The 13,344-nt window shown below is 64.8% G+C and carries 15 protein-coding genes; 6 read left to right on the forward strand and 9 right to left on the reverse strand.

The features are described from left to right. The first annotated feature begins 42 nt into the window (after positions 1–42). A complete protein-coding gene (locus LW136_RS19585; RefSeq protein WP_234173738.1) occupies positions 43–519 on the forward strand; it encodes a TIGR02444 family protein in 477 nt (158 codons plus the stop codon). Here LW136_RS19585 and LW136_RS19590 read toward each other — a convergent pair. The 9 genes from LW136_RS19590 to LW136_RS19630 form a co-directional block, all read right to left on the reverse strand. Further along, on the reverse strand, positions 495–1,349 hold the full coding sequence (locus tag LW136_RS19590; protein ID WP_234173740.1) for an AlgP family protein: 855 nt from the start codon (positions 1,347–1,349) through the stop codon (positions 495–497). The two genes, LW136_RS19585 and LW136_RS19590, sit on opposite strands and share 25 nt — an antisense overlap. A 102-nt stretch (positions 1,350–1,451) precedes the next feature. Next, positions 1,452–1,919 (reverse strand): sigma D regulator, encoded by a 468-nt coding sequence (rsd, locus tag LW136_RS19595; protein ID WP_234173748.1) that lies wholly within the window; start codon positions 1,917–1,919, stop codon positions 1,452–1,454. Between the two features lie 259 nt (positions 1,920–2,178). Beyond that, a complete protein-coding gene (locus tag LW136_RS19600; RefSeq protein ID WP_014821745.1) occupies positions 2,179–2,670 on the reverse strand; it encodes a disulfide bond formation protein B in 492 nt (163 codons plus the stop codon). Between the two features lie 107 nt (positions 2,671–2,777). After that, complete coding sequence (locus LW136_RS19605) at positions 2,778–3,998, reverse strand: heme biosynthesis HemY N-terminal domain-containing protein (protein WP_234173750.1); 1,221 nt, start codon at positions 3,996–3,998, stop codon at positions 2,778–2,780. Then, positions 3,995–5,188, reverse strand: a complete 1,194-nt coding sequence (locus tag LW136_RS19610; protein WP_234173751.1) for a uroporphyrinogen-III C-methyltransferase — start codon at positions 5,186–5,188, stop codon at positions 3,995–3,997. The genes LW136_RS19605 and LW136_RS19610 overlap by 4 nt, the downstream gene beginning before the upstream one ends. 16 nt (positions 5,189–5,204) lie before the next feature. Beyond that, the gene (locus LW136_RS19615; protein ID WP_234173752.1) at positions 5,205–5,975 is read right to left on the reverse strand and encodes a uroporphyrinogen-III synthase; all 771 of its coding nucleotides are present in this window, start codon (positions 5,973–5,975) and stop codon (positions 5,205–5,207) included. Further along, a complete protein-coding gene (hemC, locus tag LW136_RS19620; protein WP_234173755.1) occupies positions 5,972–6,910 on the reverse strand; it encodes a hydroxymethylbilane synthase in 939 nt (312 codons plus the stop codon). The genes LW136_RS19615 and hemC overlap by 4 nt, the downstream gene beginning before the upstream one ends. A gap of 155 nt (positions 6,911–7,065) precedes the next feature. Next, on the reverse strand, positions 7,066–7,812 hold the full coding sequence (locus tag LW136_RS19625) for a LytR/AlgR family response regulator transcription factor (protein ID WP_014821750.1): 747 nt from the start codon (positions 7,810–7,812) through the stop codon (positions 7,066–7,068). Continuing rightward, on the reverse strand, positions 7,809–8,867 hold the full coding sequence (locus tag LW136_RS19630) for a sensor histidine kinase (protein WP_234175288.1): 1,059 nt from the start codon (positions 8,865–8,867) through the stop codon (positions 7,809–7,811). The genes LW136_RS19625 and LW136_RS19630 overlap by 4 nt, the downstream gene beginning before the upstream one ends. A gap of 206 nt (positions 8,868–9,073) precedes the next feature. Here LW136_RS19630 and argH point away from each other — a divergent pair, with 206 nt between their 5' ends. The 5 genes from argH to LW136_RS19655 all read left to right on the forward strand — a co-directional run bounded on the left by argH (position 9,074) and on the right by LW136_RS19655 (position 13,318). Further along, entirely contained in the window at positions 9,074–10,468 is a 1,395-nt protein-coding gene (gene argH / locus LW136_RS19635) for an argininosuccinate lyase (protein WP_234173757.1), read from the forward strand. Further along, on the forward strand, positions 10,465–11,010 hold the full coding sequence (locus tag LW136_RS19640; protein ID WP_234173760.1) for an AAA family ATPase: 546 nt from the start codon (positions 10,465–10,467) through the stop codon (positions 11,008–11,010). The genes argH and LW136_RS19640 overlap by 4 nt, the downstream gene beginning before the upstream one ends. A 23-nt stretch (positions 11,011–11,033) precedes the next feature. Further along, positions 11,034–11,513, forward strand: coding sequence for a GNAT family N-acetyltransferase (locus LW136_RS19645; protein ID WP_234173762.1), 480 nt, complete (start codon positions 11,034–11,036; stop codon positions 11,511–11,513). A gap of 35 nt (positions 11,514–11,548) precedes the next feature. Continuing rightward, positions 11,549–12,697: an NnrS family protein gene (locus LW136_RS19650; RefSeq protein ID WP_234175289.1), complete on the forward strand. Its 1,149-nt coding sequence runs from the start codon at positions 11,549–11,551 to the stop codon at positions 12,695–12,697. Positions 12,698–12,790: 93 nt separating this feature from the next. Beyond that, complete coding sequence (locus LW136_RS19655; protein ID WP_041015350.1) at positions 12,791–13,318, forward strand: hypothetical protein; 528 nt, start codon at positions 12,791–12,793, stop codon at positions 13,316–13,318. The last annotated feature ends 26 nt before the right edge of the window (positions 13,319–13,344 follow it).

Raw genomic sequence — 13,344 nt, forward strand, 5'->3', positions numbered from 1 at the left:
GGAAAGCCAGCCGGGCCACCCGCAAAAAAAGGCGTACCACTTATGCCCAACCTGGATCTCTGGACGTTTGCCCTCAACTGCTACGCACGAGAGGGGGTCGAGACTGCCTGCCTGGAACTGCAAAGTCAGGGGGCGGACGTCTGTGTGCTGACCTGCGCGGCCTGGCTGGAAGCACGCGGGGTGGCCTGCAATCAGGAACGTCTGTGCGTGCTGGAAGAGGTTGCCGCACCCTGGCGACACATAGTGGTGGAGCCGCTGCGCGAACTGCGTCAGGCATGGCGCTCGCCGGCTGAACAGGACGAAGCGCTGCGAGAACTGCGCAAAACACTCAAGACACTGGAACTGCAAGCCGAGCGCAGCCTGCTGGAACGGCTACAGACGGCAAGCCGCGAATGGAACGAAAGCACTGACGCCAACCAGTGGTTGAGCGCTCTTGCGCCGAAAGGTAGTTGCCGCGTTGCGCTGGAAACCCTGCGCAACGCGGCCTATCAGACTCAGCTGGAGCTGGCCGGTGTCTGAGTCGCGGTGCGCTTGGCTGCAGGTTTGCGAGTGGCAGGCTTTTTCGCCACGGCCTTGGCTGCGGGCTTCGCAGTCGCAGGCTTGGCCGCTGAGTCAGCCGCGGCGGGCACTGCACTGTCAGCTGATTGCGCGGCCGCAGCGGGTTTGGCCACAGTAGCCGAGCGGGCGCGAGTCGGTGCCTTGGCCGTTGCAGGACGTGAGGCTGCAGGCTTGGCCGCGGCACCACCAGCCGATGTCTTCGCTGCTGTCTTGGTCGGTGCTTTCGTTGGAGCCTTGGCTGGCGTTTTAGCGGCCGGCGCTGTCGCTGCCTTGGTGGTCGGAGCCTTGGCGGATGTTGCTGCCGATCTGGCTGCAGTCGAGGCGGCCTTGCTGGCCGGCTTGCGCGCTGCCGGACGGGAGGTTGCGGCGGGCTTGACGGCCGTCGCCTGCTGCTGGGCGCGCAAGGCCTTGTCAGCGTCATCTGCGACCTTGCGGATGCCCTGAGCCAGCTTCAGGCTCTGCTCGGCATCGCGCTTGAGGTCGGCCAAGTAAGTCAGGGTTTCGCTCTGCCGGCTCTGCAGCAATGCAAGGGATTCTTCCAGCTCGCTGAGTCGGGAACGCGCTTTGGTTTGCGCCTTGGTCTTGCCCGTGCTGCCGGCCTCGTCGAGCTTGGCGCGCGCCTTGGTCAATTTGTCTTGCGCCTTGCCACGCTGCTTTTGCAGCTTGGCGAGCGCACTTTCGGCATCCTTGATCGCCTGGCTGCAGGCTTTGTCCAGATGCTCGATGAGACTGTGGGAAAGCTGCTGCAGCAGATGCAGCGGAGTGGTGACCGACTTCTTCTTCGCGGGCATGAAAGTGCCTCCTGGCGGGAACGATGCCCCCATACTAGACGGCCCTCCAGGTGGCCGCCAGGGGACGCGAAGCGCCACACCCGCCGCAGCGGATGGAAGATCTCAGGCCGGAGTAGCCGCCTGCTTGTGCGCGGTATGCAGCACCTCGATCAGGCAGTCTTCCAGCTCGAACCGCTCATGCAACAGCTGACCGAGTTTCTTGAGCTCATCGGCCAAGCCCGGGCTACCCAGGCAATCGCCCTTCTCGCAACGATCGTTGAAGCCCAGCGAGACCTGGGTGATGGTTTCGATACGCGGATAGATCTGCTTGGCCAGTTCGATGGCGCGAGCATCACCGAAGGCTTCGGCCTCGGCGAGCAGTTGTTCATAGATTTCGAAGTGGCCGGCAGAGACGTAGTCGACCAGATATTCGCAAAACCGCTGCAGGGCCTGGCGAGCGGCGGCATCGTCACGCTCGGTATGCAGCCCGTCGTACGCATTGATAAGCGCGTGGCGCTCGTTCAACCAACGGTCGATCAGCAGATGTACACCACCCCAGCGTTCCTGGGCATTCCGACAGCTCTCGAGCATGATGACCTCACTTCCCTAATCGATGTTGCTTTACGCCATTCCGAGACGTTTTTGTCTTTCGGTATCGGCCTTTGGGTGAGTGACGGTGACGAGTGGCAAGAATCCGTCACCGCACGAGCAGACTATGCCGCGCTGCTCGAAGCATCAAGCAAAATGCCGACGAATCTTGCGAGCGCAGCGGCACCGGGTGGATGCCGCACGTCGAGAAGAAGACCGCACAAGCGTGACGGGAGTTCGCCGGGGGAAGGTAAAGATCGGTTCAGTCGCGACGCAGCAGTTGCCACGCACAGACGATGGCCATGCCGATGAAGCCCAGCAGGCTCCACTCGGGGATGCTCAGGCCGAGCATGGTCCAGCTCACCTCGGCGCACTCGGCGGTGCCGTGCAGCACCAGCCGCGCGATCTCCTGAAACGGCAACGCCTCCATCATGTATTCCAGGCTCGGCAGGCAGCTCGGCAGCTGATCGGCAGGCACGCTCTGCAACCAGATCTGGCGAATCGCCGTGGCCGCGCCGGCAGCCACAAAGAGCAAGGCGAAGCCGGAGTAGACACGCCGCCCCGTCTTTGCCGGCCCGTGAATCGCCGCGGCCAGGCAGATCAGGCCGAAACCGATGACGCAGATGCGCTGGACAATACACAGTGGGCAAGGCGCAAGCCCCATCACGTGCTCCATGTAGAGCGCGATGGCGATCAGCAGGGCGCTGCCCAGAGAGGCGAGAGCGAACAGGGAACGAGGGCTGGCCAGGCGCATGATGGCTCCACTAGCTGGAAAAGTTCGCTACGGTAGTGGAAACGTCGATAGGCTTACAAGCCGCGCGGCAGCGTCAGGCCCGCCACATGGCGGACCTGACTAACCGATCACAAGGTGGCCGGGAGATTGCGATCGAGCAGAACCACGCCCTGCTGGAATAGCCGATTGCTGCTTTCGGTATCACCCAGCTGAGCCAGCAGCCGCGCCAGCTCGGCACAGGTTTCCGGACGATGATCGAAGCGCAGACTCGCTTCCAGGTAATCACGCGCCTTGCCCCACAGCTCGTTGCGCAGGCTGATCCGCCCCAGCGCCAGCAGCAGCACCGGGTTCTGCGGATGATCCTTGAGCCAGCCTTCGGCGTGTGCGAGCTGGCGCGCCGGATCGCGACCCTGCACCCTTCCATAGCGTTCGACCAGGCGATCATCGAACTGGCGTTTGATCGCGGTGTAGAGCACCTCTTCGGCCTTCACCTGGGCGCCGAGACGAGCGAGCCCATCCGCATACGCACGCACCGCCAACGGCTCGCTGCGCAGCGCGCTGGGCACGGTCTGCCAGCGCTGGTTCAGCGCTTCGAGGCTGGTCTCGGCAGGCAGTTCGGAGGGCTGACCGGCCTGCTCCACCGCGGCAGTCCAGGCCAGCACTTCCAGCTCGTTCAGGCGTGCCTGGGGCAGCACGCGGTGCTTGCGCAGCTCCGGCAGCAACCGGCACAGCGCCGACCAGTCCTCCAGCTGCACGTAGAGTTGCTGGAGCAAGGTAAGAACGTAAGGGTGACGCGGATGGTCGTTTTGCAGTTCACCAAGCGATGCGCGCGCCTCGACATACTGGCCGCGGGCGATCTGCAGCTGCGCCTGCGTCAGGCCGATCGCCAGCGCCGCCTCGGGCTCGCGCTCGCGCGCCTTTTGCAGCAGCTCGTCGCTCTGCGCATATTCACCCAGCTCATTGGCTGCGCGCGCAGCACCCAGGTAATGCACCAGCGGCTGCTGATCCTTTTCTGCCGCCAGCTGCAGATGCCCCAGCGCCGGCGCCCACTGCCCCTCGGCAAGCTCGCGCAACCCACGGCGAGAAGCCTTCTCCACCCGCCGGGCGCGGTGCCGGCGCGACCAGGGGTTGACCAGCGCCCCGGAGACCTGCAGCAGCCCGAGTAACCAGTGCACCAGCATGGCCACCAGCCAGAGGCAGGCGACCAGGGCGAGGAATACCCAGAAGCTGGATTCGTAGCGGAACTGGTCGTAGGTGATCAGCACGTAGCCGGCACTCTGGCTGATTGCCCAGCCGAGAAAGCCCGCGATCGCCAGCAGAAGGATGAATACAAGAGCCAGACGTTTCATGTGCGCTGAGCCTCCTGCGCCTCATCCTCGGCCTCCGGCTGAGCCGGCGAATCTGAGGATTCAGACGATTCCGGCGCTTGCGCCTCATCGCCGCGCTCACGCTTCTGCACGTAGCCCTGCAGCGCCTGCAATGCTGGCGCGAGATCAGGCAGGGTCACCTCCACCTCGCGCCGTGACAGCTCGTCGAGACGCTTGCGCAGGCCACTCGCCTGGCCATTGTCTTCGCTGAAGTGATCCTTGAGCACAGAGCTGGCCTGCTCCAGCGACTGCCGGTAGACCTCGGCATTGCCATTGAGCACCGCCCACTGGGCCTGCTCGATGGCCAGCGAAAGGGCCAATCGCACCTGCCCCAGGGTCTGCCCGGCGAGCAGCGGCTTGACGTCGCCACTGGCATCGAACTCCACACGCACATAGCGCGTCAGCTCGTTCAGCCAGCGCTGCCAGCGGCTGTCCTGCGCGCTTTCCGACTGCGCCTCGCCATTGACGAACTCCGGTGCCAGCGCGCTGAGCTGAGCGGTCTGCCCGCGCAAGGCGCCGAGCTGCAGAAACAGCCCGGTGCGATCGAGCTCCGGCAGGCTGCGCAGGGCTTCGAGCCCTTCCAGCAGTTTCTGCCGCGTGCTGTAGGCACCGGGGTCGTCCTGCTTCTGCAGAATCAGGTCAGCTTCGTGCACCAGCATCTCGGCGCTGTTCACGTCCTGCATGGCCGAGAGCTGCAGCATCGCCATGCGCAGCAGGTGTTCGGCCTCGGCCAGGCGCCACTCTTCGCGACTGGCACCGAGCACCTGCTCGACACGCCCGGAAAGGCGCTGTTGATCGCTCTGCAATGTCGCCAGCAAGCGCCGCCGCTCCTCCAGCTCGCTAGCCGAAGGCAGCTGCTCCAGCCGGCCCAGACGTGCCGCCAGCTCACGCTCACGCTCGGCCAGCTGGCGAGTCTTCTCATCGGCACTCTGCAGGGCTTCGAGCTGACGATCCTCGTCGGCGCCAAGCTGCTGCAGCTGCCAGACGCCATAGCCGCCAAGCGCCACACCGCCCAGGCCGACCAGCAAGGCCAGAGCCGCAAGAGACTTCCCGCCACCGCTGGACGCCGGCCTGGATGGCGCAGGCTTGGCGGGTTTGACCGGATCAACAGCGGGGGTCGGCTCACTGGCGGGGGGTTGCAGCGGTTCTTTCTTGGAATCTGCTTCGCTCACGTTTCCATCCTTTGCTTCAGGAGGCGGTCACCGCGGTTTCCCGCAACGCCGCCAGCAAGGCCGCGACGCTGGCGCCGCGGCAATCCACAATTCGTTTGGCGCCCAACTGCCGAGCCATCTCCGCTACCCGCGGACTGGGTACGAACAAGGGTAGCTCAAGCAATTCAGGCCAGGTATCGGCCGCCACCTCATGCAGCGACAGCAAACCCTGCCCACTGCTGACCACCAGGCCGTTGAGCCGTTCCGAGCGGAGCGTGGCGGCGAGCGTTCCCGCGGGGTAATAGGGCAGGTAGCGCCGGTACAGTTCGAGGATATCCACCTGCACCCCGCGCGCGCGCAATGTCTCGGCGAGCAGCTCGCGGCCGCCCTCCCCACGCAGGATCAGCACCTTCGGATCGGGTCGGGCCAACGCCTCGCTGAGCCGCGGCAGCGCCAGCAGCGCCTCGCTGTCGTCGCCGCGCTCCGGCCAGCTGGCGTCCAGTCCGTAGTCGGCGAGTATCGCGCCGGTGGCGGCACCGACGCTGAACCAGGCTGGGCCGAGCGGAGGTTGCGGCCAATAGCGATCGAGTAGCTCGATACCCAGCCGGGCCGCCGGCTTGCTGACCACAATGACCGCGCAGTAGCGATCCAGCTCGAGAATCGTCGCGCGCTGCTCGGCGGTTTCCGGCAGGGGTTCGATCGCCAGCAGCGGCAGGCTGGCACCGTGAATCCCGGCTTCAGCCAATACCGCCGCAACCGCGCCGCACTCCTCGGCCGGCCGGGTCAGCAGCAGACGCCAGCCGGTCACGCGTGACCAGCCTCGCCGTAGACTGCCTGGAGAATCTGCTCCGCGCCCTGATCCAGCAGCGCTTCGGCAACCTGCACACCCAGCGCCTCGGCATCTGCGGCGGGCGCACGGCCCTCGGCGCGCAGCAGCACGGTGCCGTCCGGCTGGCCGACCAATCCGCGCAACCACAGCTGCTCGCCTTCGAGCACCGCGTAACAGGCGATCGGCACCTGGCAGCCGCCGTTCAAGCGCTTGTTCAAGGCGCGCTCGGCGACGACACGAGTCGCGGTCGGCGCGTGATTCAGGCATTCCAGCAGCGCATGCAGTTCGCTGTCGGTGGTACGGCATTCGATGCCGACCGCACCCTGACCGCCGGCCGGCAGGCTCTCGTCGACGCTGATGCTGGAGCGGATGCGTTCACCGAAGCCAAGGCGGATCAGCCCGGCGGCAGCGAGAATGATGGCGTCGTACTCGCCAGCATCGAGCTTGGCCAGTCGGGTGTTAACGTTGCCGCGCAGGAACTGGATCTTCAGGTCCGGCCGACGTGCCAGCAGCTGGGCCTGACGGCGCAGCGACGAGGTGCCGACCACACTGCCGGGCGGCAGCGCATCGAGGTCGTCGAAATGATTGGAGACGAAGGCGTCGCGCGGGTCTTCGCGCTCGCAGATGCAGTACAGGCCCAGCCCTTCGGGAAACTCCATCGGCACGTCCTTCATGGAGTGCACGGCGATGTCCGCTTCGTTCTCCATCAGCGCCGTTTCCAGCTCCTTGACGAACAGGCCCTTGCCGCCGATCTTCGCCAGCGGCGCGTCAAGCAGCTTGTCGCCGCGGCTGACCATCGGCACCAGGCTGACCTTCAGCCCTGGGTGCGACGCCTCCAGGCGCGACTTGACGTATTCGGCCTGCCACAGGGCCAGGGCACTCTTGCGGGTAGCGATGCGAATTTCGCGAGACATGGGCAATTCCAGAACAGTGAATTGCCGGCGATGATAACAGGCCGGACAACCAGCCTGGGTTGGCCGGAATCAAGTAAAAGGTGGTGTCACGCCACCGCGCCAGCGCCCGCCAGCTGCACGAGCTGACGGCCTCCAACGCAGCGAACCGTACTGGTTCAGAGGTTCTGCATCAGCTTGCGCACACCGGCCACATGGCGACGGCTCACCGTCAGCGCCTCACCCTCGAGCCCCTTGAGGAACAGCTGGAAATGCCCGAGCGGCGTGCGCTGCAGGCGCTCGATACGATCACGGAACACCAGCGCGTTGCGGTGAATACGCACAAAGCGCTCGCCGAACTCGTCTTCCAGAGACTTCAACGGCTCGTCCAGCAGCACCTCGCCACCGATATGGCGCAGGGTGACGTACTTGTGGTCGGCGATGAAGTAGATCACGTGGTCCAGCGGAATCAGCTCGATGCCCTTGCGAGTACGCGCGCTGATGTGGGTGCGAGGCCCGGCACCGGAAACCGCTGCCGGCCGGGTCAACGCAGCGAGCTGCACTCGGTTCGGCCGTTCCGCCTTCTTCAAGGCCTCGGTGAGGTGTTCCGGGCGCACTGGCTTGACCAGATAGCCAACCGCGCTGACCTGGAAAGCCTCCAGCGCGAACTCATCATGGGCAGTACAAAAGATCACGGCAGGCGGCGCATCCGTCTCGCAAAGCCTGGCTGCAACCTGCAGGCCATCTAGCCCCGGCATGCGGATATCCAGCAGCACGACATCAGGGCGCAGTTCCTCGATCAGCGTCAGTGCTTCTTCGCCATTGCTGGCAGCGGGCTCGAGGACACGATAGCCGTCGAGGTCACCTACCAGTCGGCTGAGGCGCTCGCGGGCTAGAGGTTCGTCATCGACAATCAGGACATTCATATAGATCTGGCTTCCTGCGTTTGTCTCGCACATGGATAGCGTAGACATGTGTAATGGCGGCCTTCACGGCGCTCCACGCTGAGACTCGCTAGCGGACCGAAAAGTGCCGCTAATCGTGCGTCGATGTTCTGCAGACCCTGCCGTGTCCCGCGTGAAGCCTGCGCTTGAGCGGTTTCGTCGAAGGGGTTGCTGACCACCAACTGAAACACGCCATCGACATAATCGGCGGTTACGCTCACCACTCCTCCCTCGATACGGGGCTGGATGCCATACACCAGCGCATTCTCCAGCAACGGTTGCAGCGTCAGCTGCGGAATCGGCAGATCGTCCGGTACGCCGGCGACCTGCCAGTCCATCTGTAGACGGTCGCCCAGGCGATATTGTTCGATCGACAGGTAGCGCCGCGACAACTCCAGCTCCTCGCTCCAGGCCACCAACGTGCCAGGCCGCGCCAGGCTGGCACGGAACAGGTCCGACAGATCCAGCACCGCCTGCTCGGCCTTGACCGGATCGCTGGCCACCAGTGCGGCGATGCTATTGAGGCTGTTGAACAGGAAATGCGGACGGATGCGCGCCTGCAGCGACTCGATCCGTGCCCGCAGTTCGGCCTGCTCCTGGCGGCGCCACTGGCTCTGCAGATAGAAATAGCGTAGCAACAGCCCGGACATGATCAGGCTGATCAGCGCGTGACGCAGGTAGAGATTGACCTCCCCGTCGCGCGAAAGCGGGCCGCCGAGCTGGTAGATATCGGCCACCGCGGTGCAGGTCAGGGTCAGCCCGACCACCAGCGCGCAGCAGGCCAGCCCGGCGAAGGCAGTGCGCAGACGCGCCAACACGGGCCGCAGCAGACACATGGTGCCGGCCGAGAGCAGCACGATCCACTGCACGAACAACGACGTCAGCGCCAGCCGCATCCAGTCAAAGCCAGGCTGCATCGGCTCGGCCAGCACCAGCACGAACACCAGCAACTCGGCGAGCAGGACCAGGCCAAGCAAGGCATCGGGCTGGCACAGCTCGGGGACGAAGAAGTCATCGGATACGGCAGTGGATTTCACGCGCTTCAGCCTGTGGTTTACCTGCCCGGCAGTTTCCTTGCACACCCGGTCAACGGCAAGCCGGGTGCCGGTCAGCCAAGTGGAATAATCCGGAATTGCCAGCCAGCTCACCCTTCGCCGCCGTAGCGGCTACGTCCCCGACAGCGGCACCATCCCTGTTATCATCGCCGCCTTTCCTCAGCCTTCGGATTTCAGCGAGCGCATACATGAGCACCGACAAGACCAACCAGTCCTGGGGCGGCCGTTTCAGCGAGCCCGTCGACGCCTTCGTCGCCCGATTCACCGCCTCCGTCGAGTTCGACAAGCGCCTCTACCGCCACGACATCATGGGTTCGATCGCCCATGCGACGATGCTGGAAAAAGCCGGCGTGCTGAACGCCGATGAGCGTGACCAGATCATCGCCAATCTGAAAGACATCCAGGGCGAAATCGAAGCCGGCACCTTCGACTGGCGCGTCGACCTGGAAGACGTGCACATGAACATCGAAGCACGCCTGACCGACCGCATCGGAGTGACCGGCAAGAAGCTGCACACCGGCCGCTCGCGCAACGACCAGGTCGCCACCGACATCCGCCTGTGGCTGCGTGACGAAATCGACCTGATCCTCGGCGAAATCACCCGTCTTCAAGAAGGCCTGCTGGGTCTGGCGGAAGCCGAAGCGGACACCATCATGCCCGGCTTCACCCACCTGCAGACCGCGCAGCCGGTGACCTTCGGCCACCATCTGCTGGCCTGGTTCGAGATGCTCAGCCGCGACTACGAGCGCCTGGTCGACTGCCGCAAGCGCACCAACCGCATGCCGCTCGGCTCGGCCGCGCTGGCCGGCACCACCTATCCGATCCAGCGGGAGATCACCTGCGAACTGCTGGGTTTCGAAGCGATCTCCGGCAACTCGCTGGATGGCGTGTCCGATCGCGATTTCGCCATCGAATTCTGTGCCGCCGCCTCGGTGGCGATGATGCACCTGTCGCGCTTCTCCGAAGAGCTGGTGCTCTGGACCAGCGCTCAGTTCCAGTTCATCGACCTGCCAGATCGCTTCTGCACCGGCTCCTCGATCATGCCGCAGAAGAAGAACCCGGACGTACCCGAGCTGGTGCGTGGCAAGACCGGCCGCGTATTTGGTGCGCTGGCAGGCCTTCTGGTGCTGATGAAGGGCCAGCCGCTGGCCTACAACAAGGACAATCAGGAAGACAAGGAACCGCTGTTCGACGCCGCCGACACCCTGCGCGACAGCCTGCGCGCCTTTGCCGACATGGTTCCGGCGATCAAACCCAAGCGCGAAATCATGCGCGAAGCGGCGCTGCGCGGCTTCTCCACCGCGACGGATCTCGCCGATTACCTGGTGCGCAAGGGCCTGCCCTTCCGCGACTGCCACGAGATCGTCGGCCACGCGGTGAAGTACGGTGTGCAGACCGGCAAGGACCTGGCCGAGATGAGCATCGACGAGCTGCGCCAGTTCAGCGACCAGATCACTGACGACGTGTTCGCCGTGCTGACCCTGGAAGGCTCGGTCAACGCCCGCGACCATATCGGCGGCACCGCGCCGAACCAGGTGCGCGCCGCGGTGGCTCGTGGCAAGAATCTGCTGACGACCAGATGATCACGTCTGGCCGCCGTATTTCGGTGGTCGGCTGTTCAGGTGCCGGCAAGACCATGCTGTCGCGCCGTCTGGCGCAGCAGCTCGGTTATCGCCATATCGAGCTGGATGCCCTGTTCCATCAACCGGGCTGGCAGCCGTTGCCCACCGAGCAGTTTCAGCAGGCGACCCGTGATGCGCTGCAGGGCGACGGCTGGGTCGCAGAAGGCAATTATTCGGCGGTGCGCCCGTTGGTGCGAGAGCGCTCGGACATGGTGATCTGGCTGGATCTGCCACGCCACAAGGTAATGCGCCAGGTCATCTGGCGCACCCTGCGACGCCTGGCCTGCCGTGAGGAGTTGTGGAATGGCAACCGCGAGCGCTGGAGCAATCTATTCAAATTGAACCCACGCCAATCCATCCTGGCTTGGTCGTGGACCCGCCACCCGGTTTACCGGCAGCGCTACGCCGAGGAAATGCGTAACGCACCGCCACCCTGCCGATACCTACGACTGGACTCACGGCAGGCCATCAACGCCTTTCTGGCGAACCTGTCGTCCCGTTAAACCTTATTGAGGGCCTGCCCGCAATGCCTCTGCACATTCGCCCCGCGGTTCGCGAAGACGCCGCGCTGATCCTGCGCTTTATCACCGACCTGGCCATCTACGAAAAGGCCGAGCACGAGGTCAAGACCGACGTCGCCGGCATAGAGAACAGCCTGTTCGCCGACGGCAGCACCGCCCATGGCCTGATCTGCGAGCTGGACGGCGAGCCGATCGGTTATGCGGTGTATTTTTTCAACTACTCGACCTGGCTGGGCAAGCACGGCCTGTATCTGGAAGACCTTTACGTCACCCCGCAGCAGCGTGGCGTCGGTGCCGGCAAGGCGTTGCTGCGTCATCTGGCAAAACTGGCGGTGGCACGCGGCTGCGGGCGCTTCGAGTGGTCAGTGCTGGACTGGAATCAGCCAGCCATCGACTTCTACGAATCCATCGGCGCCAGGCCGCAGAACGAGTGGATCGGCTACCGCCTTGCCGGCGACGCACTGTCAGAGTTCGCGGCCGGTTGAGCAATCGTTCCAGCACGCCTGCGCCACCCGCCGCGATGCCGCCGCGAAAAGCGCGCCTGCCCTTTGCCAATGCCTGGTTCTTCCCGGCTGCCGCGCTCTACGCGGCACTGATTCTGCCGTATTCGGTACTGGCACTACTTGGCCTGCTTCCCGCGTTGCCCGGGCTCGCCACATCCGCCGGTCACGCCCACGAAATGCTCTTCGGCTTCGCCCTGGCGGTGATCGCCGGCTACCTGCTCGGCCCGCAGCGACTGCGCTTTACCCTGACGCTGCTCGGCTGCTGGGCGCTCGCACGACTGAGCTTCCTGCTGTGGCCGGGTTCATGGCTGGCACTCGCTAGCGCCGCGATCTTTGCCACCGGCCTTGCCTGGAAAGTGCTGCCGCGCTTTCTCGGCGCCGCGAAGAAATGGCGTAACCAGAGCGTCGCACCCGTGGTCGCCGGGCTGAGTCTGCTCAGCGCCATCGCCAGCGGCGGCTTTGGAGCTGGCTTCGACCGCCTCATGCTGGAGGAGGCGCTGCTATTGCTCGCCACCCTGATGTTCTTCATGGGCGGACGGATCATCGCGCCAGCCGTCGCCGGTTACGCGCAGAGCCGGGGATGGCGACTGGATGCGCGGGTGCAGCCGCAGATCGAAGGCGCCGTGCTGATCCTGCTCGGCCTCGCCCTGCTGTTGAATCTCCTGCCCTGGCCGCTCACCCGGCGACTCACCGGCGCCGTACTGGTCGCCGCTGCCGTACTCACGACCATCCGCCTGCTGCGCTGGCAACCCTGGCGCTGCGCGCGGCCGGAGTTGCTGACGCTGCTGCTCGGCTATGCCTGGCTCGCCATTGGCCTGCTATTGCTTGGCCTGGGTACGCTGCTACCGGCGCTGCCATTGAACGCAACGCTGCACGCCTTGACCGTCGGCGCGCTGGGCAGCCTGACTTTCGCAGTCATGGCCCGCACGCGGCTGATCTACCGTTTCCGCGATCCCGCGGCGCAGCGCTGGATACAGGGCGTGGCGTTGCTGATCAGCCTGGCGGCGCTGGCTCGCGTGCTGCCCGCCGTGCTGAGTCAGCCTCACCCGGCCTGGCTGCTGCTCGCCGCCGGTTGCTGGTCGCTGGCCTTTATGGCGCTGACCTTGCTGCTCTGGCGTTGTCGCGACGCCCATTCGGATAGTCCTCGCGGCAACGCTAATCACTGAGTCATCGACCGGAACTCTCGCGCATTACGCTTGACCTACATGCAACCGCCGGCGATTCCTCCCATGTCCGCCGTCGCATTCGCCGAGGCCTGCATGACCGATCTGCGCACCCTGCTGCTGAATCAGGACACCCAGGGCGCCGAGCTCTTCGACTCGCCCAAGGAACGCCTGATCTTCTACCGCTCCGAAATCCATTTCGAATCTTCCCTGCTGGCCGAACGCACCAGCGCCTACCTGTCGTCGCAGTCGTTCCTGATGATTGCCTTCGCCTCGTCGATGGCCAACAGCAATCCTGAATGGGGCGAGCTGTTCCGCCTGGTGGTGCCGGCGATTCTCTCGGTACTCGGCCTGATCACATCGCTGCACGCGATGCCCGGTATCAAGTCCAATTTCGACGTCATCGAACGCTGGCATCAGAAACAGTCCGAACTGCTACAGCTCGAAGGCCGCGTCGGTATGCTGCCCAACAACGAATCGGCGCTGTTCGGCGAAGGCAGCAGCCCGGTCGGCGGGCATCGCTACAAGCGCACCCTGCTGTTCTCGCTGCGCACACCGATCATCTTCTCGCTGGTCTGGAGCGCATTTGGCCTGCTCTGCCTGGCCCTGAGCCTGATGGACTGACGCACCGCACACCGCCGCATTGCCCC

Source organism: Stutzerimonas kunmingensis, from assembly GCF_021432085.1.
Lineage (GTDB): Bacteria > Pseudomonadota > Gammaproteobacteria > Pseudomonadales > Pseudomonadaceae > Stutzerimonas.